Genomic DNA, 20,771 nt, shown 5'->3' with positions numbered 1-20,771 from the left:
TGGGAAAGGCGTTCCATGTCACAAGTTTCTAACACCTCGTTTACAACGACGGTTTCATCAAACGCCATGGCCGTGGTGGACTATCTGTCCAAAAGCATGATGTCGGCGCTGCCGTTTATTGTTTGCGCGGCGTTGTTCCGCACCGCCGCCGTCGTTATGGGCGAAGGCATGCTGGGCCTGTGGTCTGCCGATTCCGAAATCTATCGCCTGTTCTACAGTTGGCTCTATAACGCCGGCTACTACTTTTTGCCCATTTATCTTGGTTGGGCGGCCGCCCGCCAGCTCGGTTGCTCGGAGCAGCTGGGCATGATGCTGGGCGGCGTATTGATTGCGCCCGATCTGCTTAAGCTCGTCGATGCCGCATCGACGACGGGGGCAGCGATGGCTTTCGTGTATGGTCTGCTTCCCGCGCCGGTCAACGATTACACAACGACTGTTATTCCGGTTCTCATCTCGGTGCCCGTGCTATGGCAGGTGGAGCGTTTCTTTAAGCGCACTATCCCTCAGGCTGTGGCGTTTTCTTTTGTACCGTTTGCAACCATGCTCGTTATGGTTCCGGTGTCGCTGTGTGTTACGGCGCCGGCAGGCAGCTATCTGGGCATGCTGTTGGGACAGCTTATGTTTATGCTTGGCAATTCCGGTGGCATCGTGTCGCTGCTCACGCTCATGGGGCTTGCCGCGGGCTGGGAGTTTCTTAAGATCGCGGGTGTCAGCAACGTTGTCCTATCGCTCGCCTATGCGCAGTTTATGAGTGTGGGAACGGATTCGTGCATCCTGATCGCCGCGACGATGGCAACGTTCGCCGTTTGGGGTATGCCCTTTGGCGCGTCGCTCCGCGTTGCGGATAAGGACGAGAAGGCGCTCATGCTGGGCTATTCAATCTCGGGTATTCTTGGCGGCGTAAGCGAGCCAGCGCTGTACGGATGCGGCTTTAAATATGGCAGGTGTCTGACGTGCATGGCCGTTGGCGGCGCCGTCGGAGGCCTTGTTGCGGCCGTAGGCCACGTTACGGCTTATACTATCGGTATGACGAATGTTCTTATGGTCATTGGCTTTGCCACGGGCGGCATCTCGAATCTGCTGTGGTGCTGCGCTGCCGGCGGCGCAGCATTTGCGGTGTCTGCGGCGCTGAGCTACTGCTTTGGCGTGGTGCCGACAAAGGTGCAGGCGGCAGAAGACGAAGCTGATTCGCTCGAAACAGTGGCGAGCGCTGCTGAAGCAAGCGCATAAATCTGTGCGACAAAAGGACGATTCCTTTGTCATATTCCAAGGCTGCGGCCCGTGTGGGCTGCGGCCTTTTTGTATCTGGAGGACAAAGTGGCTACACTACAATCCGTTTGAGCAATAGATATATAGGTAGTACCGTGGGGACTGATGAGGATGGTCGAGTGGATTGTTCGTCGTGCGCAGGGCGACCGTGCGCGCGTGGGAACGTTGACGGGCATAGTGTGTATTCTCGCCAATGTTGCGCTTTGCGCTGCGAAGGGTGCAATTGGCGTGCTGTCGGGATCGGTTTCGATTGTGGCGGACGCTATGAACAACCTGTCTGATGCCAGCTCGAACATCGTGAGCGTGCTTGGCTTTAAGCTGGCGGGCAAGCCGGCCGACCCCGAGCATCCTTACGGACATGGCCGCTACGAGTATCTCTCGGGTCTGGTCGTGGCGGCGCTCGTGCTGCTGATTGGCGTTGAGCTGGTGAAGTCGTCGGTGGAGCGAATTGTCAACCCCGAGCCTGTCGAGTTCTCGCTTGCCCTGGTGGCGGTTCTAGTGCTTTCGATGGTCGTAAAGCTCTGGATGGCGGCCCTCAACCAAAAGCTCGGCGATCGTATTGAGTCCGAGACGCTGCATGCGACCGCTCAGGACTCAAAGAACGATGTCCTAGCTACGGGTGCTGTGCTGGCGTGCGCAATTGTTTCGCAGGTGACGCACATCAATCTTGACGCATGGGTCGGCCTTGCCGTTGGCGCCTATATTGGCTGGAGCGGCTTTGAGCTCATCCAGGATACGGTAAGCCCGCTTTTGGGCCAGGCACCCGATCCCAAGTTGGTCAAGCACATCCGAGACAAGATCATGAGCTACCCCGGCGTTTTGGGTGTTCATGACCTAATGGTTCACGATTACGGTCCGGGCAGGAAGTTTGCAAGCGCGCACGCCGAGATGGCGGCCGAGGCAAGCCCGCTGGAAAGCCACGACACGCTCGATAACATCGAGCAGTCGTTTAGGAACGAAGACGGCATGATCGTCACGCTCCATTACGACCCCATCGTGACCGACGACCCCAAAGTGGCGAGCATGCGCTTGCGCATTCACGCCATGGCTCAGGAGATTGATAGCCGCCTTTCGATTCACGACTTGCGTTGCGTACCGGGCCCCACGCACACCAATGTGATTTTTGACTGCGTGCGACCCTCGGATTTGGCGATGAACGCCGAGGACCTAAAGCGCGCGTTGGCGAAACGTGTCGAATCCGAATATCCCAAGTCGATTGCCAAGATCACGATCGACGAAGACTACGTAGGCCATACCCACGAGTAGGGCTGCGCCGGTAGAGCAAGTTATACAGAAGGGGAGAGCATGAAGCGTCTATATCTACTCCGCCACGGTCAGACAGAATTCAACGTTAAAAAGCTGGTCCAGGGCCGCTGCGATTCTCCGTTGACCGACCTCGGCCGCAAACAAGCGGGAATGGCAGCCGCATGGCTCAAAGCCCACGGCGTCGTCCCCGACAAAGTGGTCTCTTCGCCCTTAGGCCGAGCCATGGACACGGCAAGTCTCGTCGCAACCGAACTCCTCGGCCGGGATGCAGCAGTCGAGCCCTGCGAAGGCATCATCGAGCGCAGCTACGGCACCTTCGAAGAAGGCCCCCACGACGCCCTACCCACCGACGTCTGGGACCCCGGCGAGGACCTGATCCCATTTGGCGGAGAAGGAAGCCATGCCCTGCAGGAGCGCATGGTGGGCACCCTCACCAATCTCATGGGCTCTGAGGGCATCGAAACCCTTCTAGCAGTAAGCCACGGCAGCGCCAGCCGCCAATTCATCAAAGCTGCAGCCCCAGAGGGCTTCGAGTTCCCAACAAAACTCCCCAACTGCGCCATCATGATTTTCGATTTCGAAGAGGAAAAGTCGGGAGAAGAAGGCAACGCGCCCCAATCCAAGTTTATCTTGCAGCAAATCATCGATCCTCAACAAAGTAATTAGCTGAGCGAGCAGAGTTAAGCAGACATCAACGTGTCGTCTCCCGAGCACGGCGGAGGGCCGGAGAAATATATTAAGGTCATCGCGAGTTCCGCACGCAAAGGAGAGCACTTAATGTGCTCTCCGTCTTGCGCAGGACTGTAGAGCAGGGACCTTAATATATTTCTCCGGCCCTCCGCCGTGCTCGGGAGCCATCCACGCACTTTACCTGCGTAAACAATGTGAGTGAAATATGAATCTCGATGGATACGCCCGCAGCCGTGTATACTAAACAGCTGTGTGAAACCAGGGGAGTATTCTGGCTGGACAAAATGCCTGCTTAATAGGGTTGTCAGGTAGTCCGGGCGAAATACAAGGCTGGGGAGCACGTCGTGTAAGTAGTGGTCCTCTAGGGGCGTACGCTCGGTGGCGTACGCATTGTCCCAAGACCACGCGAGAGTTGGGATCATATCTTGATCAGCATGATTCTCGGCCGCAAGATTGGCATGACCCAGGTTTGGGACGAGGACGATAACGTCGTTCCCGTCACGGTCATCCAGGCTGGCCCCTGCGCTGTCTCGCAGGTTAAAACTCAGGCAACCGACGGCTATGACGCCGTCCAGATCGGTTTCGGCGACATCAAGGCCAAGAACGTGAACAAGCCCATGGCTGGTCACTTCGCCAAGGCTGGCGTCGAGCCTGTCCGCTTCCTTCGTGAGGTCCGCGTCGAGAACGGCGAGGAGCACAAGGTCGGCGAGGTCGTCACCGTCGCTGATTTCGCTGATGTCGAGAAGGTCGACGTCATCGGTACCTCCAAGGGTAAGGGCTTCCAGGGTCGCATCAAGCGCTGGGGTCAGCGCCGCGGTCCTATGACGCATGGTTCTCACTTCCAGCGTCACCCCGGTTCTATCGGTCAGTGCGCCTATCCTGCGCGCGTCCTCAAGGGCGTCAAGATGGCCGGTCACATGGGTAACGAGCGCGTTACCGTCAAGAACCTTTCCGTTGTCCGCATCGATGCCGAGCAGAACCTCATCTTGGTCAAGGGCGCTGTCCCGGGTGCCAAGAATGGTCTCGTCGCCATCCGTATGGCCTAAGGGCCCAGCCCATTTAGCCCAGCGTCATACCAAGGAGAACACTTAAATGGCAAAGTTTGAAGTAAAGAACAGCGAGGGCAAGAAGGTCGCCGAGGCCGAGCTCGCCGCTGAGGTGTACGGCATCGAGCCGAACATCCACGTTATGCACCACATCGTCAAGTGCCAGATGGCCTCTTGGCGTCAGGGCACCCAGTCTGCTAAGGGTCGCTCTGAGGTTTCCGGTGGCGGCAAGAAGCCTTGGCGTCAGAAGGGCACCGGCCGTGCCCGCCAGGGTTCCATCCGTGCTGCCCAGTGGCGTCACGGTGGCGTTGTCTTCGCCCCCAAGCCCCGTTCCTACGCTAAGCGTATGAACAACAAGGAGGTCAAGCTGGCTATGCGCTCCGCGCTGTCCGCCAAGCTGGCCGATGGCGAGCTCGTGCTCGTCGACGACTACGGCTTCGAGAAGCCTTCCACCAAGGCTGCCGTCGCCATGCTCAAGGCTCTCGGCCTTGAGGGCAAGCGTCTGACCATCATCGTTCGCGATGAGGACGTCAACGCCTACCTGTCGTTCCGCAACATTCCCAAGACGTTCATCATCACTGCCGACGAGGCCAACACCTACGATCTCGTCAACAACAACGCTGTGCTGATGCCCGCCGACATCGCCGCTCACTTCGGGGAGGTGCTTGCATAAATGACCGCCCACGAGATCATCATCCGTCCGATCGTGTCCGAGCGTTCCTTCTCCGGCATGGAGCTGAACAAGTACACGTTCGAGGTCGCCAAGGATGCTAACAAGTATCAGATCAAGGACGCTGTCGAGGAGATCTTCGGCGTCAAGGTCGTTCGCGTGAACACCCTGACGGTCAAGCCCAAGACCAAGCGCGTGCGCTATGTCGCCGGCAAGACCCGTTCTTGGAAGAAGGCCATCGTCACGCTGGCCGAGGGCGACACCATCGAGGTCTTTGGCAACCAGGCCTAAGACTCGCTGCTGTTGAGTGAGCTCATGCCTCCCAAATAGGGGAGGCGAGAGCTCAAGGTTTCGGGCGTATAAAATGGACACGCCCGGAACCGTGTATACGTCCGGTGTCATCGCACCCGAGGCAGAACCTCGAATCCCTGTCTGCGATGGCTAACGGATTCCTATTGAAAGGGATTGTAATGGCTGTAAAGCACCTTAAGCCGACCTCCGCTGGTAGGCGTTGGCAGACGATCTCCGATTTCTCCGAGATCACCTGCACCAAGCCCGAGAAGTCTCTTCTCGAGCCCCTGCCCAAGAAGGCCGGTCGTAACAACAACGGCCGCATCACCACCCGCCACCAGGGCGGCGGCGTGAAGCGTCGTTACCGCGTGATCGACTTCAAGCGCAACAAGGACGGCGTGCCCGCCAAGGTTGCCACGATCGAGTACGATCCGAACCGTTCCGCTCGCATCGCTCTGCTGCACTACGCTGACGGTGAGAAGCGCTACATCCTGGCCCCCAAGGGCCTCGAGGTCGGTCAGACCATCATGTCCGGTTCTGACGCCGACATCAAGCCGGGCAACGCTCTGCCCCTCGCCGACATCCCCGTCGGTACGCTCATCCACGCCGTCGAGTTCCAGCCGGGCAAGGGCGCTGCTATCGCCCGTTCCGCCGGTAATTCCTGCCAGCTGATGGGTAAGGAGGGCAAGTACGCTATCGTCCGTATGCCTTCCTCCGAGATGCGCCGCATCCTCGTTACCTGCCGCGCCACCGTCGGTGAGGTCGGCAACGCCGATCACGCCAACATCGTCATCGGCAAGGCCGGCCGTAAGCGTCACATGAACGTGCGCCCGACCGTCCGCGGTACCGTCATGAACCCTGTCGACCACCCGCACGGCGGTGGCGAGGGCAAGAACCACACCTCTGGTCGTCCCTCTGTTACCCCCTGGGGTAAGCCGACGAAGGGCCTTCGTACGCGCAAGAAGAAGAAGGTCTCGAACCAGCACATCATTCGTCGCCGTAAGAAGTAATTTCGGATACCGAGTTTTAGGAGAAAGCACTTATGAGCAGAAGTCTCAAAAAGGGCCCGTTCGTGGAGACTCGCCTTCTCTCGCGTATCACCGCGATGAACGAGGCTGGCAAGAAGGACGTCGTGAAGACCTGGTCCCGCGCGTCCACCATCTTCCCCGAGATGGTTGGTCACACCATCGCCGTCCACGACGGCCGCAAGCATGTGCCCGTGTATGTTACCGAGTCCATGGTTGGTCACAAGCTCGGCGAGTTCGCGCCGACTCGTACGTTCCGTGGCCACAAGGCCAAATAGGGGGTTAACCGTAAATGGCAACTAAGTCTATTGAAACTGAGGCCACCGAGGTTCGCGCCGTCGCTAAGTACGTGCGTGTTTCCCCCAGCAAGGCCCGCCTGGTGGTCGATCTGATCCGCCGCAAGCCTGTCGCTCAGGCCTTCGACATCCTCCACTTCTGCGACCGCGCCGTCGCCGTGGATGTCGAGAAGGTTCTCCGTTCCGCCGTTGCGAACGCCGAGAACAACAACGGTCTGCGTGCCGACAACCTGGTTGTCGCCGCTGCCTATGTTGACGAGGGTCCGACGCTTAAGCGCATCCGTCCCCGCGCCAAGGGTTCCGCTTCTCGCATTCTGAAGCGTACTTCCCACATCACCGTCGTCGTTGCTCCTCGAAAGGAGGCGTAAAGCTGTATGGGTCAGAAAGTCTACCCCACCGGCTTCCGTCTTGGCATCACCGAGAACTGGCGCTCCCGCTGGTTCGCAGAGAAGGATTACGCTAAGACCCTCGGTAACGATCTCGAGATCCGCAAGTACCTCGAGAAGCGTCTTTCCCGCGCAGCTGTCTCCCGCGTCGAGATCGAGCGCGCTGGCGACAAGGTGAAGGTCATCATCCTCACCGCTCGCCCCGGCGTTGTCATCGGTAAGAAGGGTGCCGAGATCGATACCCTCCGCACCGAGCTCGAGAAGGTCGCTGGCGTCTCCAAGGGCCAGCTCTCCGTCGACGTTGTCGAGATCAAGCGCCCCGAGCTCGACGCCAACCTCGTTGCTCAGTCTATCGCCGAGCAGCTCGAGGGCCGCGTTGCCTTCCGTCGCGCTATGCGCAAGGCTGTCCAGTCTGCCCGCAAGGCCGGCGCTAAGGGCATCCGTATCCAGTGCTCCGGTCGTCTCGGCGGTGCCGAGATGGGCCGTCGTGAGTGGTACCGCGAGGGTCGCGTGCCTCTGCACACCCTCCGTGCCAAGATCGACTACGGCACGGCTGTCGCCAGCACCACCATGGGCGCTTGCGGCGTGAAGGTCTGGATCTACCTGGGCGAGAAGCTCCCGGGCCAGCCTGTTCCCAACCCTGCACTCGAGGGCTCTTCCCGTCCTCGTCGTCGTAACTCCGAGAGGAGGGGTCAGTAGTGCTTGCCCCTAAGCGTATTCTTCACCGCAAGGTGCAGCGTGGCTCCATGAAGGGCCAGGCCAAGGGTAATACCGAGCTGCATTTCGGCGAGTTTGGTATCCAGGCTCTCGAGGCCCATTGGATCACCAACCGTCAGATCGAGGCCGCTCGTATTGCCATGACCCGCTACATGAAGCGTGGCGGTCGTGTCTACATCACGATCTTCCCCGATAAGCCCATCACCAAGAAGCCCGCCGAGACTCGCATGGGTTCTGGTAAGGGTAACCCCGAGGAGTGGGTGGCCGTCGTCAAGCCCGGCCGCATCATGTTCGAGGTCAAGGGCGTGCCCGAGGAGGTCGCTCGCGAGGCTCTGCGTCTTGCACAGCACAAGCTTCCCATCAAGACCAAGATTGTTGCTGCCAAGAACGCTGAGCAGCGCATCGAGAAGGAGATGGCTGAGGAGGCCGCTCTCGAGGCCAAGTGGGCTGCTGAGGACGCCGCCGCCGCCAAGGAGGAGAACTAATGAAGCCCGCAGAGATTCGTGAGCTCTCGGACGCTCAGCTCGTTGAGAAGCTGAAGGAAATGCGCGCCGAGCTCTTTAACCTTCGTTTCCAGATGGCCACCAGCCAGCTGGACAACACCGCTCGCGTCAACACCGTGAAGAAGGACATCGCTCGCGTCCTCACGGAGCAGCGCGCCCGCGAGATCGCAGCGGAGAAGTCCGCTGTCGCCGAGTAGGACCTAAGGAGAGAACATGACTGATTCGCGTAACTCGCGTAAGGTCCGTACGGGTGTCGTTACCTCCGTCTCCGGTGCCAAGACCATTGTTGTCACCATCACCGAGCGCAAGCGTCACCCCAAGTACGGCAAGATGATGACCAGCTCCAAGAAGCTGCACGCTCACGACGAGGAGTGCACGGCTGGCGTGGGCGACACCGTCCGCGTTATGGAGACCCGTCCTATGTCCAAGATGAAGCGTTGGCGCCTCATCGAGGTCGTCGAGCGCGCTAAATAAGCAGTCGCTCTTACGACTTGTACGTTTCCGAAGATGTGCGTATGCCTGGCTTGCATACCACGGGCCGTATAAAGGCTGCGCACCTCTCTTCGGTTCTTAGTTCGGAGGAACATCTACCATGATTCAGATGCAAACCATGCTGAACGTCGCCGACAACTCCGGCGCTCGCAAGATTCGCTGCATCAAGGTGCTTGGCGGTTCCAAGCGTCGTTATGCAGGCATCGGCGATGTGTTCATCGGTGCTGTCCAGGAGGCTACCCCTGGCGCCAACGTCAAGAAGAAGGACGTTGTCCGTTGCGTCGTCGTTCGCACCGTTAAGGAGATCCGCCGCAAGGATGGCTCCTACATTCGCTTTGATGAGAACGCCTGCGTTGTCATCAACAACGATGGTTCGCCCGTCGGCACCCGTATCTTCGGGCCCGTCGCTCGCGAGCTTCGTGACAAGAAGTACATGAAGATCGTCTCGCTCGCTCCCGAGACCTTGTAGTTAGGGGAGATATATGTATATCAAGAAGGGCGATAAGGTCCAGGTTCTCTCTGGTAAGGATCGCGGCAAGCAGGGCGTTGTCCTGCGTGCTCTCCCCGCCGAGAACAAGGTCGTTGTCGAGGGCGTTTCGGTCGTCAAGAAGGCCGTCAAGCCCAACGCTGCCAACCAGCAGGGCGGCATCGTTTCGCAGGAGGCTCCCATCGACGCCTCCAACGTCAATCTCGTCTGCCCCGAGTGCGGTAAGGTTACCCGCGTCGGTCACGAGAAGGACGGCAAGAACAAGCTGCGCGTCTGCAAGAAGTGCGGCCACAAGTTCTAAGCTGCCCGCAACATCAAGTTGCTAGCAAAGGCCCGGATGCCACGGCACCCGGGCCTTTTTCTATCCCCACTCGATGGCTTCGGTTCTGCCGTCCTGTCATTCCGGTTGCATCCAGTTTTCGGTGCCGTCTCGAATCGAGTGCCGCCAGGTGACACCCTGTCGCGTTTCGTCGGCTTCGGGGACAAAAGTCGGGACAACTTCAAAAACTATTTTCGAACTCAGGGCTTTGAGTTTTTGTTTTTGTCCCAAAGGGCGCGGCGGGATGCCTTTGGAGGCTCGATAGCGCCGAAAACGCCCGTTTTGAAACTTAAATGCCTTTTCGCGTGCAAGCCGCCAGCTGCAATAGGAAGTGAATCAACGCAGGTGGCTTTCAAGCAGTTTGCAAAACTGCAGGTCGCAGGTCTTCATTGCCAGTAGGAGAAATGAGTAGTCTCAGGTGGCTTGCCCATGAGTTGACGAACGGGATTTGAGATTACGCTGACGTCCGGAAACGCTTCGAGCACGGCGTTACGTTTTTGGGGTTTGGGCGTAGCCCCTGCACCCGCGAGCGCGGGCCTTAAGCCCGCCGAGAGGGTGACGCGTCGAAAACGAAGGGGAAAGAGAGAAGGGGCCGTCCCTATCATTCAGGTTGCGACCGAAGAAGACAAGGAGACCCCCTGAGCCTGAATGATGCCCCACAGACCGCGTCCGACCGAGCTCAAGCCGAGCTTTTCCTGACGTCCGCCTTCGCGAAGATGATGGCTGGATTGGCTATGGATTGGCAACACTTATTTGGACGATTCCGGGAGGGACGGCCCCGCCTCCCTGAACTCGACCGGCGACATGTAGCCCAGCGTTGAGTGGATCCTGAAGTTGTTGTACCAGTGCACGTAATCCAAGAGCTTGGCTCGGAGCTCGCGCGTCCCTCCTCGGTCCTTCGGAGTGGCCGACGATCTCCCCGTTGCAGAGGTCGACGAGCAGGCAGACGTAGTTCCACGACGCCCCGACGCGCACGCAGGCCAAGTCGCTGCATATATGGGTGCACGGCGCCCTGCCGCCGAAGCCGCGCGCGACGACGTTCGACACGTCGGCCTCGTTGACCGCCCCGGGGTGCACCTTGAACCTCTTCCTGCCGTATGCGCCGGCCAGGCCGTTCTCCCTCATGATGCGGCAGACGCGGCGCCGGCTGACGGTAACGCCCGACCTCCCGGGCGACGCCTTGATCTTGCGCGATCCGTTCCGGCCCTTGCTGGCGGCGTGCGCCGCCGCGGCCGCCGTCGCCCCCGACATTAAGGTCCTCAAGGGCCGCGTCGTCTCCGGCGACCAGTTCGTCTCGCCCGCGGAACAGAAGGAGCGAATCCTCGCGACCTTCGGCGACCTGTGCTGCGAGATGGAGGGCTGCACCATCGCGCAGGCCGCTTATCTCAACGGCGTGCCCCTCGTCGTCGTGCGCGCCATCAGCGACAAGCCCTGCGCCGAGGGCCGGGTCGTCGACTACAACACCTTCGAGAAGAAGGCCGCCTGCGACTGCGCCCGCATCGCCGCGCGCATGGTTAAGCTTTAGGCCCTGCGCGCCGGGGCCCTTCTTTATGTTGGGACCCCGGCGCGCCGGGCCCTTTCCAAAGCGAAGTGTCGAGCCGAAGTGTTGAGCGTCGGCCCTGAATGTTCAATGGCCGTTGTTTTCTGCCCCTCAAGTGGTGGACTTTTCCTCGGAGCTGTTGATTCCCCCACGCGCCCCCTTCCGTTCTCTGTTCTCCCCTTATACTCCTTGTACGAGGAGGTAAGAAGTCATGGACAAGACCACACAGGACAGCTTGTCAAAGAAACCCGTCGACATGAGGGACAGGATTCTCGAGCATCTCGAGGCCCTCACCTCTGCCGTCTCGCTCGACGACCTTGCCCGTCTGTCCACCTCCGACATCGCCGAGACGCTCATCATCTCCAGGAGCCTGGCGAGCCAGTACCTCAACGACCTTGTTCGCGCCGGTCTTGTGGTTAAGGTGGCGGGCAGGCCTGTCCGTTATTTTCATCGCCGCGCGTTCCAGAAGCGTTTTCAGGTAAAGCTCTCTGCAAGCGAGTACGCCTCGCTCGCCGACCTCATCCAGGCGACGGGAATCGCCGATCACCGCGACTTCGCGCGTGCCGTGGGCTTCGACATGAGCCTCAGCTCCGTTGTCGAGCAGTGCAAGGCTGCGGTTCAGTACCCTCCGTTTGGCCTGCCCATCCTCTTGAGCGGCGGCGTGGGTGTCGGTAAGTCTTTCCTTTCTCGCCTTGTGTACGAGTACGGCAAGAACCAGGGCTTGCTGTCCCGCGACTCCTCCTATGTGCGCATCGACTGCGCCGGGGTCCCGGACGCCGCCTCGTTCAACGGGCTTCTTGACGAGTCGATCGCGAAAGCGCGCGGGGGTGTGGTCTTTGTCAACGGCATCGAGGCACTCTCTCCCTCTGCGATGGAGCACTGCCTTGCGACGGCCCTCGGGCTCGATGCCTCCCAGGATGCGCCGCGCGCTCGCCTCGTTCTTTCGACGACGCTTTCCGCCGATGACCTGAAGGTTTCCTCGGCCTACAGCAAAATGCCCATCTGTGCCCGCGTCCCCTCACTCAAGGAGCGGACCCCCGAGGAGCGCGAGGATCTCATCTTGAGCTTCCTGCGCAGCGAGGGGTGCCGAATCGGTTCTGATGTGAAGATCAGCCGCGGCGCATACCGTTGCCTCGTGAACGCGGACTTTTCCGATAACATCGCCGGCTTGCGCGCCTGCGTGACGAACTGCTGTGCCAAAGCGTTCCTCAATCGCGAGGGCGACTACGTCGTCGTTCGCCCGTATCTTCTTCCCAGCGGGCTCCTCTCCTCCGCGCAGATCGATCAACAGCCCGACGATGGCGTTCTGATCGACGCGTCTCTGGATGCCGCCGAGAGCACAGGGCCGGTCGAGCAGGCGCTCGATGCCCTGTGCTCCCTCGATGAGCGATTCTGCGCCGGGGAGCTCTCTGTCTCCGAGCTTGTCTCGCAAGCTGTCTCCGCTGTGCGCGGCGTTGAGGATCACTTGATCTTCGACCACGGCGTCGCCTCCTCGAGGTCGCGCGCCTTCGAGCGCGTCGTGGGCGCGGTCCTTGCCGACGCAGGCTCTTCTTATGGCATCGAGCTTTCGAGGAAGGTCGCTTTTCTACTGGCCCAGGAGATTTGCCTGCAGTTGTGGCCGGGTATCGGCCTGGCTAAGCGAAAGTCTGCCTGTGCGGAGCAAATCTCCCATCTCCTCGGTGCCGTGACCTCCGAATTGCCGTTTGCCTCGAGTGTCTCCGATCAGGTCGCCGCAGACGTGGAAGGGGCGCTGGGAATCTCGCTCGATCACTTCACGAAGACGCTTCTGACGCTGTGCGTCGCATCGGAGTCTCGCGATGCGAAGGCCCTTCGGACGCTCTGCGTCATCTTGTCCCACGGCTACTCAACGGCGACGAGCATCGCCGACGCGGCGAACCGTATGCTCGGCATGCATGTGTACGAGGCTGTCGACATGCCCTACGACCAGCAGCTGAAGGACATCGTCGGTCCGCTCCAGCGCCTCGTCGACCGCCATTCCTACTGTACCGGGGTCGTGTTCCTCGTCGACATGGGCTCCTTGGAGGAGGCCTATAAGGCCCTCGAGAACGTTACCGACTCCACTATCGGCGTGGTGAACAACGTCTCTACCGGTCTTGCGCTCGAGATCGGGGTCGGGCTGCTCGGCGGCAAGTCCATCGCCGAGGTTCTTGGCGATGCGACCGCCGCGTGCGTGACGCACTGCAAGGTGATCGAGCGCGTCAACCGTGAGGACGCCATCGTCTTCTGCTCCGAGTCCGGGGTCGACGCCGCGGAGAGGATACGCCAGCTCGTCTCGCAGAGCCTCCCGCGCACCATAGGCGCGCGCCTGCTCACGAGGCCCTTCAAGCAGCTCGTCGCGAACGGGTCGAACGACGCCGTTTTCTCCGAGCACCGCGTCTGCGCCGTCATCGGCACGGGAGACCCCGGGGTCGCCTCCGTCCCCTTCGTCGCCCTCGAGGACATCATGTCGACGGCGTCCGCCTCTAAGGTTGATGCCGTGTTCGGCAGGTGGCTTGACGCTTCCGAGCTCTCTTCTTTCCACGAGAAGCTGCTCTCGAACATGACGCTGCAGAACGTCATCCGCTCCATCACCATCCTCGACCCGGAGCGGCTATTCCATGAGATCGAGAGCGCCGTGCACGAGCTTCAGCGCAGGACAGGCGAGAAGATCGGCAGCAACGCCATCATTGGGCTCTACGTTCACCTCTGCTGTCTCGTCGAGCGCCTTGTTACCAGAAACCCCATTGAGACCTACGTTGGCCAGGACCGCTTCGAGGAGGAACGCGCCGATTTCATCGAGTCCTTCAGGCAGAGCTTCTCGAGCATCTCGACGCGCTATCGCGTAGAGGTTCCCGTAAGCGAGATCGCATATGTCTTCGACTACATAAGCGTGAGCGCCGCCCCGGCGCGAGAAGAGCGCCTCGGCTCCTCGGACCTCCTGCTCGACGAGTGACCTTCCCCGCGCCGCCGCAAGCTGACCGCGCGTCCTCAATAATCCGATAACCCCTTGCCCGGCGCGAATCCGGATAGTGCCGAGGCAGTACCGAACGCAAAACTTCATTTGATAGGAGCAAACATGAGTGTTGTTATGGCACGAATCGACAATCGCCTGCTTCACGGCATCATCGTGACGCAGTGGGCCCCGGTGTCGGGCGCGACCCGAGTCATGGTCATCGACGACAAGGTCGCCGGCGACGAGGTCCTGAAGTCCACCATGAGGATGGCGCGCCCCGCGGGCATGGCCGTTTCGATCATCTCCGAGCAGACCGCGCTCAAGAACTTCGCCGCGGGCAAGTACGACCGCGAGAAGGTCTTCGTCATCGCCAAGGAGCCCGAGACGATGCTTCGCCTGGTCGAGTCGGGCGTCGAGCTCCCGTCGCTGGTCGTCGGCGGCTCGCTCGTCAAGGAGGACGGCATCCAGCTCACCCAGCGCGCCTACGCCTCCGCCGAGAACGTCCAGAGCTACAAGGCGCTCATCGCCCGTGGCGTCAAGGTGACGGCCCAGTTCGTGCCCGCCGACAAGCCCGTCTCCGTCGCAGACCTCATCTAAGGGGGAAATATGGTCAACTTCACTATCCTGCAGGTCGTCCTTTTGACCCTGCTGGCCTTCATCAAGCACGTGGACTACTACGGCATCCCGATGATCTTCGTCAATTACGCCGTTTTCTGGGGCCTCATCACCGGAGTCGTCATGGGCGACTGGAAGACCGGCCTTGTCATCGGCGGCACCATTCAGCTCATGCAGCTCGGCGTCGCGGGCTTCGGCGGCTCCTCCATTCCCGACTACGGCACGATGGCCATCATCGCCACCGCCTACGGCGTGACCCTGGGCTCCGACACGGGCCTCGCCATCGGCCTGCCGGTCGGCATGCTCGGCATCCAGCTCGACGTCGTCGCCAAGATCCTCAACGGCTTTGTCGTCGAGAAGTCCCAGAAGTTCTGCAACGAGGGTAAGTTCAATCAGATGAACGCCATCCTGTGGGTCTGCCCCGCGCTCTTCGGCCTGTGCGCCGCCCTGCCCGTCTTTGTCTCCGTGACGCTCGGCCAGCCCGCCGTCAACTGGCTCCTCGAGGTCATGCCCCAGTGGTTCCTCTCCGGCCTCACCCTCGCCGGCAAGATGCTCCCGGCCGTCGGTATCGCCATGCTGCTCCGCTACATGCCAACCGCCAAGTACTTCCAGTACCTGCTCGCCGGCTTCTTCCTCTCGGCCTTCCTGAACGTGCCCATCATCGGCGCCGCCATCGTCGGCGTTGCCCTCGCGATTGCGTTCTACCAGCGTGCCGAGAGGGACACCGAGCTCGCCGCCCACGCTTCCGCAGACGTCTTCATCGGAGAGGATGAGTAACCATGGAAAACGAGAACATCACCGCCGTCGCCGAGGGCAAGCCCTCCGGCTACAAGGTCACCAAGAAGGACCTGCGCAACGCGAACTGGCGCTGGCTCATGAGCGTGTGCACCTTCAACTACCAGACCCAGCAGGGCGCCTCAGTCGCCTACGCCCTCTCGCCGGTCCTGAGGAAGATCTACACGAACGACGAGGACTATAAGCAAGCGCTCAACAACCACTTCCGCTACTACAACACCCAGCCTTGGCTCGCCGCCATCATCCTTGGCGCCTGCGTGGCCATGGAGGAGCGCGACGGCCTAGCGGCGGCGGACGCCGTCCAAGACCTGAAGATCGGCACCATGGGACCGCTCGCCGGCGTTGGCGACTCCCTGCTCATGACCATGATCCCGACCATCATGGGCTCCATCGCCGCCTACATGGCCATCGAGGGCAACCCCGTGGGAGCCGGCATCTGGTTCGCGCTCATCCTGGCCATCTTCTGGGTCCGCATGCACGCCCTCGAGTTCGGCTACAAGCAGGGCGTGAAGCTCGTCACCGACTTCAGCGAGAAGCTTCCCAACCTCACTGCCGCCGCCTCCGTGCTCGGCCTCACCGTGGTCGGCTGCCTCATCGCCTCGGTCATCGGCGTCACCTGCCCGATTAGCTTCAGCTTCGGCGACGTCGCGATGGAGATTCAGCCGCTGCTCGATAAGATCCTGCCTGCCATGATCCCCGCCGCCATCACGGGAAGCGCGTATTACCTTCTTACCAAGAAGAACGCGAGCATGACGGCCCTCATCCTCGTGGTGATCGTCCTCGCGATGGTCGCCTCCGCCGCCGGCATCCTCGCCTAGCTTCGACCCAAGAGATTGGTGAATCAATGAGAAAGATAGTTGTGGCGAGCCATTCCCTTCTCGCCCAGGGCTTCAAGGACACCCTCGAGTTCCTTACGGGTAAGGGCGACGCCGTCAACGCCGTGTGCGCCTACGTGAACGACAACGGCGAGGGGCTCGACGCGGCGGTCGAGGCGGCTCTTTCGGGCACTGACGAGGTCGTCGTCCTCACCGACGCGTACGGCGGCAGCGTGAACCAGCGCTTTTCCCGCTTCGCCTCCGACCGGATCCACGTGATCGCGGGTGTCAACCTCCCGCTCGCCATGACGGTCGCGCTCGCGCGCCCCGACGAGAAACTCGACTTCGACGCCCTCGTCAACGAGGCGCGCCAGCAGATCATCTACGTGAACGGTGCCAGTTCCGCCGAGTGCGACGACGACGAATAGAGGAGGTCGACGATGAGAGAGTTCCTTAAGGACGTGTGGATGCACGGCGGTGAGGAAAGCCGCGCCATCACCCCCGAGAACATCACGGGCGAGAAGGGCCGCGCCGCCATGTCGGCCAGCCACCTCGGCGTCGGCCGCAAGGGCTCGTGCTGCGTGCCCCTTGAGTCCGGCGAGACCATCACGCTCGCGGACATCGAGGGCCCCGGCATCATCCGCCACATCTGGATGACCGTCCCCGACAAGACCGCCGCCGGCAGCTTCGTCATGCGTGACCTCGTGCTGCGCTTCTACTGGGACGACGAGGAGACCCCCTCGGTCGAGTGCCCTGTCGGCGACTTCTTCTGCAACGGCTTCGGTGAGCGCGCCATCGTCAACTCGATGCCCATCTGCGTGAACCCGACGGGCGGCATGAACTGCTACTTCGAGATGCCCTTCAGGAAGCACGCCAAGGTCACGCTTACGAGCGAGCACCCCGGGTTCATTAAGTACATCTTCTACACGTTCAACTACGCGCTCACCGACGTGCCGGACGACGCCATGTACTTCCACGCCCGCTTTAACCGCGAGCGCAGCACCCGCAGGGGCGTCGACTACACCGTGCTCGACGGCGTGCGCGGCAAGGGCTACTACGTCGGCACCTACATGGCCCTTTGCGCCCTGGAGCGCTATTGGTGGGGCGAGGGCGAGATGAAGTTCTTCCTCGACGGCGACGAGGAGTTCCCCACGGTCACCTCGACGGGAGCCGAGGACTACTTCGGCGGTGCCTGGGCCTTCCTCGACAGGCCGCCCCACGCGTTGCCCGAGGCGCAGTGCTTCAACACGCTGTTCGCCGGCTACCCGTACCGCTCGACGCGCGACGCCACGCGCGACCGCTTCAGCGCGGGCAAGCCGAACCCGAATCCGATGCTCGCGACTAACGACGACGCGCTGCCCAGGCACGGCCTCTACAGGTGGCACCTTCCCGACCCGATCTCGTTCAAGGAGGACCTGCGCGTGACGTTCCAGGACCTCGGCAACGACGACATCAAGCTCTACGAGCGCGAGGACGACATCTCCACCGTCGCCTACTGGTACCAAAGCGAGCCGCACGCCGTGCTCGCCCCGTTTGCCGCAAGGCAGGACCGCGTGCCCAGGTAGGGTCGCCTCGAAACAAGCCAACGTTATGGGCGCCCGCGGTTGACCATGACTGCGGGCGTCCCTTTGTAAGGAGGATCACATGAGCGAAAAGCAAATGAGGCTCGGCGCCCTCGAAGCCGGCGGGACCAAGATGGTCTGTGCCGTGGTGTCCGGCGACGGCGAGGTCCTCGACCGCATGGAGACCCCGACGCTTACGCCCGCCGAGACCGTCCCGCAGATGATCGAGTGGTTCACCGCCCGCGATGTGGACGCGTTGGGCATCGGCGCCTTCGGCCCGACCTGCGTCGACCCCAACGACGAGCGCTACGGCTCCATCCTCCAGACGCCCAAGCTCGCGTGGCGAGGCCATGGTCTTCGCGCCGCGTTCGCCGACGCCCTCGGGATTCCGGTGGCCTACGACACGGACGTGAACGTTGCCTGCCTCGGCGAAGTGGTCTTCGGCTGCTGCAAGGGGCTCGAGGACGCCGTCTACGTGACCATCGGCACCGGCGTGGGCGCGGGCGTCATGTGCGCGGGCAGACTCCTTCACGGCATGCTGCACCCCGAGGCCGGTCACATGCTGGTAAGGACCCGTCCCACCGAGGAGGGACGCTGCGTCTGCCCGAGCCACGCGAGCTGTCTCGAGGGGCTCGCCTCCGGCCCCGCCATCGCCGCGCGCTGGGGAAAGCCCGCGGCCGAGCTCGCGGACAACGATGAGGTGTGGGCGCTCGAGGGGGATTATCTGGGGCAGATGTGCGCGAACCTCGTGCTCATGTACTCGCCTCGCCGCATCGTCCTCGGCGGCGGCGTGATGCACCAGGAGCAGCTCTACGGCATCGTCCGCAAGAAGACCCTCGAATATCTGGGTGGCTACATCCAGACCGCCGAGCTTAAGGACATGGAGAGCTACATCTGCGCCCCGGGCTGCGGCGGCGACCAAGGAATCCTCGGCGCGGCCGAGCTGGCAAGAAGGGCGCTCGCGTAACTTGCGCTCTCTCCGCCATACAACGCGTTAAGAAAAGACGAGCGCTTCTTGCCAATTGAGCGGCAAGAAGTGCTCGTCTTTTGCATTTGTTTTTGGGGCAGGACGCCCCGCCTCCGCTAGAGTCCCTGGACCGCCACACCCACGAGGTTTGGACCGGTGTGGACAAGAAGCGCGGGGCTGATGTCGGAGCGGACGACCTCCACCGCGTTGGCCACGCACTCGCACAGGGCCTGCTCCATGCGGTCGTAGAGGTCGGCGTGGGCCGAGGTGCGGCTCGCGGCAAAGCGCACCTTGGGGTGCTTCTCGACGATGGCGGCGATGAGCTTGACCTCGGTGCGATGCGGTACTTGCACAGCCATTTCGTGTACGCGAGGCTGTTGGCTTTCTGGGCCACAGCAATCACCTTCCCCCTAGTATGATGACCTGAACAATCCTCATGCTAGGGGGAAGGTTTTTGTCGCGTAGCGGAAATTGGCCTCCACCCGCTGAGCGGGTGGCTTTCTATGCCGCGCGTGCCGCGCGGCACGGACTAAAGTCCATGAATAAAAACGAGGAAGGCCACGTCCGGCCTCCCTCGCAAAGGGTCTCTGATTACTCCCACTCATTGGGGACAGACTTAAATGAGTGCTCTTGAAATGCCGGCGCCTGGGGACGTTCTTTTTCTGTCTGCAGTTTGGAACGTTCCTTTTCTGTCGGCAGTTTGGGACGGTCCTTAGAGCTGCAGCGCGCCATGAGCGACGAGGCGAAGCGGATCATCCTGTCTTTTGAGTTCTAAGCATAAGCCCCTGTCTCTGAGCAATGACCGGTTCGCATTTGTGCGTATTTGCGTGCGTGGGATTGCGTGAATATGCGTATAGATGCGCCGTTTACGGGACAAAAATGACCGTTTAGCGGTGAGATACGCACAAACACGCACAGACGCGCGTGTTTGTGCGAATATAGAGCTATCCGAAATGCAAGACGTTCTATGACACAGGAGGCACATATGGTAGATTCCAAGCAGGCTCCACTCGACTCCGCGGCAGCCGCAAAAGCAGCGTTCGCTTCGGTCCAGGACAAGCCATTCCCCGATGATATCTTTACGGCTCCCGAGCTTCGTTGGGCTGTGATCGGGTGCGGCGTTATCGCCAACCAGATGGCCCAGTCTCTCGCTCTTGCCGGCCGCAAGCTTGCGGGCGTCGCCAACCGTACGCTGTCCAAGGCTCAGGCTTTTGCCGAGCAGTATGGCATCGAGAAGGTCTATGAATCGGTTGAGGACCTCTACGCCGATCCGGGCATCGACGCCGTCTATATCACCACGCCGCACAACACGCATATCACCTATCTGCGTGACGCGCTGGCCGCCGGCAAGCACGTGCTCTGCGAGAAAGCCATTACCCTCAATTCCGCTGAGCTCGACGAGGCGCGTGCCATCGCCGACGAGCACAACGTCGTCCTCATGGACGCCACCACGGTGCTTCATATGCCCTTGTATCAAGAGCTGCGCCGTCGCATGGATGCCGGCGAGTTTGGTCGCATGAACCTCGCCCAGCTCAACTTTGGTAGCTACAAGGAGTACGGCGATCTGACCAATCGCTTCTACAACCGCAACCTTGCTGGCGGTGCCATGCTCGACATTGGCGTGTATGCCCTGTCCGTCATGCGTCTCTTTATGGCAAGCCAGCCCGCTGAGGTCGTTTCACTGGGCAACACCTGTGAGACCGGTGTTGACGTTGCGGGCGGCATCGTCTGCCGTAATGCCGAACAGCAGCTGGGCGTGGTGAGCCTTACGCTCCACTCCAAGCAGCCCAAGCGCTCGATCATTAGCTTCGACAAGTGTTATATCGAGGTCAACGAATATCCGCGTGCCGATCACGCGACCATCGTGTGGACTGCCGACGGTCACCGCGAGGAGGTCCACGCTGGCACCGAGGCCTACGCACTGTGCTACGAGATGGCCGATCTTGAGAAGGCCGTTGCCGGCGACGACTCTAAGCGTGAGCTTCTGGGCTATGCTTCTGATGTTATGGAGCTGATGACCAAGCTACGCGCCGACTGGGGAGTCGTGTACCCCGAGGAGGAGTAAGC

The 20,771-nt window shown here is 61.1% G+C and carries 25 protein-coding genes and 1 pseudogene; 24 read left to right on the top strand and 2 right to left on the bottom strand.

Going from position 1 to position 20,771, the window contains the following annotated elements; genetic code table 11:
• Positions 1-15: 15 nt before the first annotated feature.
• The 15 genes and pseudogenes from DXD16_RS02640 to rplX all read left to right on the top strand — a co-directional run bounded on the left by DXD16_RS02640 (position 16) and on the right by rplX (position 9,439).
• Positions 16-1,230, top strand: a complete 1,215-nt coding sequence (locus DXD16_RS02640) for a PTS fructose transporter subunit IIB (protein WP_147326441.1) — start codon at positions 16-18, stop codon at positions 1,228-1,230.
• Positions 1,231-1,380: 150 nt separating this feature from the next.
• A complete protein-coding gene (locus tag DXD16_RS02635; protein ID WP_192934459.1) occupies positions 1,381-2,535 on the top strand; it encodes a cation diffusion facilitator family transporter in 1,155 nt (384 codons plus the stop codon).
• Positions 2,536-2,574: 39 nt separating this feature from the next.
• Complete coding sequence (locus tag DXD16_RS02630; protein WP_117655029.1) at positions 2,575-3,201, top strand: histidine phosphatase family protein; 627 nt, start codon at positions 2,575-2,577, stop codon at positions 3,199-3,201.
• A gap of 449 nt (positions 3,202-3,650) precedes the next feature.
• Positions 3,651-4,271, top strand: a complete 621-nt coding sequence (rplC, locus tag DXD16_RS02625) for a 50S ribosomal protein L3 (RefSeq protein ID WP_035137484.1) — start codon at positions 3,651-3,653, stop codon at positions 4,269-4,271.
• A gap of 46 nt (positions 4,272-4,317) precedes the next feature.
• A complete protein-coding gene (rplD, locus tag DXD16_RS02620; RefSeq protein WP_006235032.1) occupies positions 4,318-4,944 on the top strand; it encodes a 50S ribosomal protein L4 in 627 nt (208 codons plus the stop codon).
• Positions 4,945-5,232, top strand: coding sequence for a 50S ribosomal protein L23 (rplW, locus tag DXD16_RS02615; protein ID WP_022094197.1), 288 nt, complete (start codon positions 4,945-4,947; stop codon positions 5,230-5,232).
• Positions 5,233-5,411: 179 nt separating this feature from the next.
• On the top strand, positions 5,412-6,242 hold the full coding sequence (gene rplB / locus DXD16_RS02610; RefSeq protein WP_055250219.1) for a 50S ribosomal protein L2: 831 nt from the start codon (positions 5,412-5,414) through the stop codon (positions 6,240-6,242).
• A gap of 32 nt (positions 6,243-6,274) precedes the next feature.
• Positions 6,275-6,535 carry a 30S ribosomal protein S19 gene (rpsS, locus tag DXD16_RS02605; protein ID WP_006235035.1) on the top strand — a complete coding sequence of 87 codons (261 nt, stop codon included), beginning with the start codon at positions 6,275-6,277 and terminating at the stop codon, positions 6,533-6,535.
• Positions 6,536-6,549: 14 nt separating this feature from the next.
• Positions 6,550-6,921, top strand: a complete 372-nt coding sequence (gene rplV / locus DXD16_RS02600) for a 50S ribosomal protein L22 (protein WP_006235036.1) — start codon at positions 6,550-6,552, stop codon at positions 6,919-6,921.
• A gap of 6 nt (positions 6,922-6,927) precedes the next feature.
• Entirely contained in the window at positions 6,928-7,638 is a 711-nt protein-coding gene (rpsC, locus tag DXD16_RS02595; protein WP_006235037.1) for a 30S ribosomal protein S3, read from the top strand.
• A pseudogene (rplP, locus tag DXD16_RS02590) lies at positions 7,638-8,033 on the top strand (50S ribosomal protein L16); the annotation flags it as partial. The gene rpsC and the pseudogene rplP, both read left to right, overlap by 1 nt.
• Positions 8,034-8,140: 107 nt before the next feature.
• On the top strand, positions 8,141-8,356 hold the full coding sequence (rpmC, locus tag DXD16_RS02585) for a 50S ribosomal protein L29 (RefSeq protein ID WP_006235039.1): 216 nt from the start codon (positions 8,141-8,143) through the stop codon (positions 8,354-8,356).
• Positions 8,357-8,372: 16 nt separating this feature from the next.
• Positions 8,373-8,633 (top strand): 30S ribosomal protein S17, encoded by a 261-nt coding sequence (gene rpsQ / locus DXD16_RS02580; protein ID WP_006235040.1) that lies wholly within the window; start codon positions 8,373-8,375, stop codon positions 8,631-8,633.
• A 118-nt stretch (positions 8,634-8,751) separates the two neighbouring features.
• Positions 8,752-9,120, top strand: a complete 369-nt coding sequence (rplN, locus tag DXD16_RS02575) for a 50S ribosomal protein L14 (RefSeq protein WP_006235041.1) — start codon at positions 8,752-8,754, stop codon at positions 9,118-9,120.
• A gap of 13 nt (positions 9,121-9,133) precedes the next feature.
• Positions 9,134-9,439 carry a 50S ribosomal protein L24 gene (rplX, locus tag DXD16_RS02570; RefSeq protein WP_006235043.1) on the top strand — a complete coding sequence of 102 codons (306 nt, stop codon included), beginning with the start codon at positions 9,134-9,136 and terminating at the stop codon, positions 9,437-9,439.
• A gap of 767 nt (positions 9,440-10,206) precedes the next feature.
• Here rplX and DXD16_RS10450 read toward each other — a convergent pair.
• Positions 10,207-10,308: an IS3 family transposase gene (locus DXD16_RS10450; protein WP_231501554.1), complete on the bottom strand. Its 102-nt coding sequence runs from the start codon at positions 10,306-10,308 to the stop codon at positions 10,207-10,209.
• A gap of 329 nt (positions 10,309-10,637) precedes the next feature.
• Here DXD16_RS10450 and DXD16_RS02560 point away from each other — a divergent pair, with 329 nt between their 5' ends.
• From DXD16_RS02560 to DXD16_RS02525, 8 genes are all read left to right on the top strand, one after another.
• On the top strand, positions 10,638-10,982 hold the full coding sequence (locus DXD16_RS02560) for a 5'-methylthioadenosine/S-adenosylhomocysteine nucleosidase (protein WP_233502308.1): 345 nt from the start codon (positions 10,638-10,640) through the stop codon (positions 10,980-10,982).
• A 226-nt stretch (positions 10,983-11,208) separates the two neighbouring features.
• Positions 11,209-13,950, top strand: coding sequence for a PRD domain-containing protein (locus DXD16_RS02555; protein ID WP_117655028.1), 2,742 nt, complete (start codon positions 11,209-11,211; stop codon positions 13,948-13,950).
• A 123-nt stretch (positions 13,951-14,073) separates the two neighbouring features.
• On the top strand, positions 14,074-14,547 hold the full coding sequence (locus DXD16_RS02550; protein WP_089572478.1) for a PTS sugar transporter subunit IIB: 474 nt from the start codon (positions 14,074-14,076) through the stop codon (positions 14,545-14,547).
• A gap of 9 nt (positions 14,548-14,556) precedes the next feature.
• A complete protein-coding gene (locus DXD16_RS02545; protein ID WP_117655027.1) occupies positions 14,557-15,342 on the top strand; it encodes a PTS sugar transporter subunit IIC in 786 nt (261 codons plus the stop codon).
• Between the two features lie 2 nt (positions 15,343-15,344).
• Entirely contained in the window at positions 15,345-16,178 is an 834-nt protein-coding gene (locus DXD16_RS02540) for a PTS system mannose/fructose/sorbose family transporter subunit IID (protein WP_089572476.1), read from the top strand.
• A gap of 26 nt (positions 16,179-16,204) precedes the next feature.
• A complete protein-coding gene (locus DXD16_RS02535) occupies positions 16,205-16,603 on the top strand; it encodes a PTS sugar transporter subunit IIA (RefSeq protein WP_089572475.1) in 399 nt (132 codons plus the stop codon).
• 12 nt (positions 16,604-16,615) lie between these two features.
• Positions 16,616-17,740 carry a glycoside hydrolase family 172 protein gene (locus DXD16_RS02530; protein WP_172676343.1) on the top strand — a complete coding sequence of 375 codons (1,125 nt, stop codon included), beginning with the start codon at positions 16,616-16,618 and terminating at the stop codon, positions 17,738-17,740.
• Positions 17,741-17,819: 79 nt separating this feature from the next.
• Positions 17,820-18,704 (top strand): ROK family protein, encoded by an 885-nt coding sequence (locus tag DXD16_RS02525; RefSeq protein WP_199407873.1) that lies wholly within the window; start codon positions 17,820-17,822, stop codon positions 18,702-18,704.
• A 116-nt stretch (positions 18,705-18,820) separates the two neighbouring features.
• Here DXD16_RS02525 and DXD16_RS02520 read toward each other — a convergent pair whose 3' ends face one another.
• Entirely contained in the window at positions 18,821-19,057 is a 237-nt protein-coding gene (locus DXD16_RS02520; protein ID WP_117563753.1) for a DegV family protein, read from the bottom strand.
• Positions 19,058-19,689: 632 nt separating this feature from the next.
• On the opposite strand from DXD16_RS02520, the gene DXD16_RS02515 reads away from it, so the two are divergent.
• Positions 19,690-20,769 carry a Gfo/Idh/MocA family protein gene (locus DXD16_RS02515; protein WP_117655026.1) on the top strand — a complete coding sequence of 360 codons (1,080 nt, stop codon included), beginning with the start codon at positions 19,690-19,692 and terminating at the stop codon, positions 20,767-20,769.
• The last annotated feature ends 2 nt before the right edge of the window (positions 20,770-20,771 follow it).

Source organism: Collinsella sp. TF11-5AC (assembly GCF_003436775.1).
Classification (GTDB): domain Bacteria; phylum Actinomycetota; class Coriobacteriia; order Coriobacteriales; family Coriobacteriaceae; genus Collinsella.
This window is presented reverse-complemented; position numbering and strand designations above follow the sequence as displayed.

What these genes read in the sequence shown, in the direction of transcription:
- rplV (WP_006235036.1), top strand. Translation starts at nt 6,550, where the DNA reads ATGGCAACTAAGTCTATTGAAACTGAGGCCACCGAGGTTCGCGCCGTC.
- rpsC (WP_006235037.1), top strand. Translation starts at nt 6,928, where the DNA reads ATGGGTCAGAAAGTCTACCCCACCGGCTTCCGTCTTGGCATCACCGAG.
- rplX (WP_006235043.1), top strand. Translation starts at nt 9,134, where the DNA reads ATGTATATCAAGAAGGGCGATAAGGTCCAGGTTCTCTCTGGTAAGGAT.
- rplD (WP_006235032.1), top strand. Translation starts at nt 4,318, where the DNA reads ATGGCAAAGTTTGAAGTAAAGAACAGCGAGGGCAAGAAGGTCGCCGAG.
- DXD16_RS02515 (WP_117655026.1), top strand. Translation starts at nt 19,690, where the DNA reads ATGGTAGATTCCAAGCAGGCTCCACTCGACTCCGCGGCAGCCGCAAAA.
- DXD16_RS02635 (WP_192934459.1), top strand. Translation starts at nt 1,381, where the DNA reads ATGGTCGAGTGGATTGTTCGTCGTGCGCAGGGCGACCGTGCGCGCGTG.
- DXD16_RS02640 (WP_147326441.1), top strand. Translation starts at nt 16, where the DNA reads ATGTCACAAGTTTCTAACACCTCGTTTACAACGACGGTTTCATCAAAC.
- rpsS (WP_006235035.1), top strand. Translation starts at nt 6,275, where the DNA reads ATGAGCAGAAGTCTCAAAAAGGGCCCGTTCGTGGAGACTCGCCTTCTC.
- rplN (WP_006235041.1), top strand. Translation starts at nt 8,752, where the DNA reads ATGATTCAGATGCAAACCATGCTGAACGTCGCCGACAACTCCGGCGCT.
- DXD16_RS02525 (WP_199407873.1), top strand. Translation starts at nt 17,820, where the DNA reads ATGAGCGAAAAGCAAATGAGGCTCGGCGCCCTCGAAGCCGGCGGGACC.
- DXD16_RS02545 (WP_117655027.1), top strand. Translation starts at nt 14,557, where the DNA reads ATGGTCAACTTCACTATCCTGCAGGTCGTCCTTTTGACCCTGCTGGCC.
- rplB (WP_055250219.1), top strand. Translation starts at nt 5,412, where the DNA reads ATGGCTGTAAAGCACCTTAAGCCGACCTCCGCTGGTAGGCGTTGGCAG.
- DXD16_RS02630 (WP_117655029.1), top strand. Translation starts at nt 2,575, where the DNA reads ATGAAGCGTCTATATCTACTCCGCCACGGTCAGACAGAATTCAACGTT.
- rpsQ (WP_006235040.1), top strand. Translation starts at nt 8,373, where the DNA reads ATGACTGATTCGCGTAACTCGCGTAAGGTCCGTACGGGTGTCGTTACC.
- rpmC (WP_006235039.1), top strand. Translation starts at nt 8,141, where the DNA reads ATGAAGCCCGCAGAGATTCGTGAGCTCTCGGACGCTCAGCTCGTTGAG.
- DXD16_RS02530 (WP_172676343.1), top strand. Translation starts at nt 16,616, where the DNA reads ATGAGAGAGTTCCTTAAGGACGTGTGGATGCACGGCGGTGAGGAAAGC.
- DXD16_RS02555 (WP_117655028.1), top strand. Translation starts at nt 11,209, where the DNA reads ATGGACAAGACCACACAGGACAGCTTGTCAAAGAAACCCGTCGACATG.
- rplW (WP_022094197.1), top strand. Translation starts at nt 4,945, where the DNA reads ATGACCGCCCACGAGATCATCATCCGTCCGATCGTGTCCGAGCGTTCC.
- DXD16_RS02550 (WP_089572478.1), top strand. Translation starts at nt 14,074, where the DNA reads ATGAGTGTTGTTATGGCACGAATCGACAATCGCCTGCTTCACGGCATC.
- DXD16_RS02535 (WP_089572475.1), top strand. Translation starts at nt 16,205, where the DNA reads ATGAGAAAGATAGTTGTGGCGAGCCATTCCCTTCTCGCCCAGGGCTTC.
- DXD16_RS02540 (WP_089572476.1), top strand. Translation starts at nt 15,345, where the DNA reads ATGGAAAACGAGAACATCACCGCCGTCGCCGAGGGCAAGCCCTCCGGC.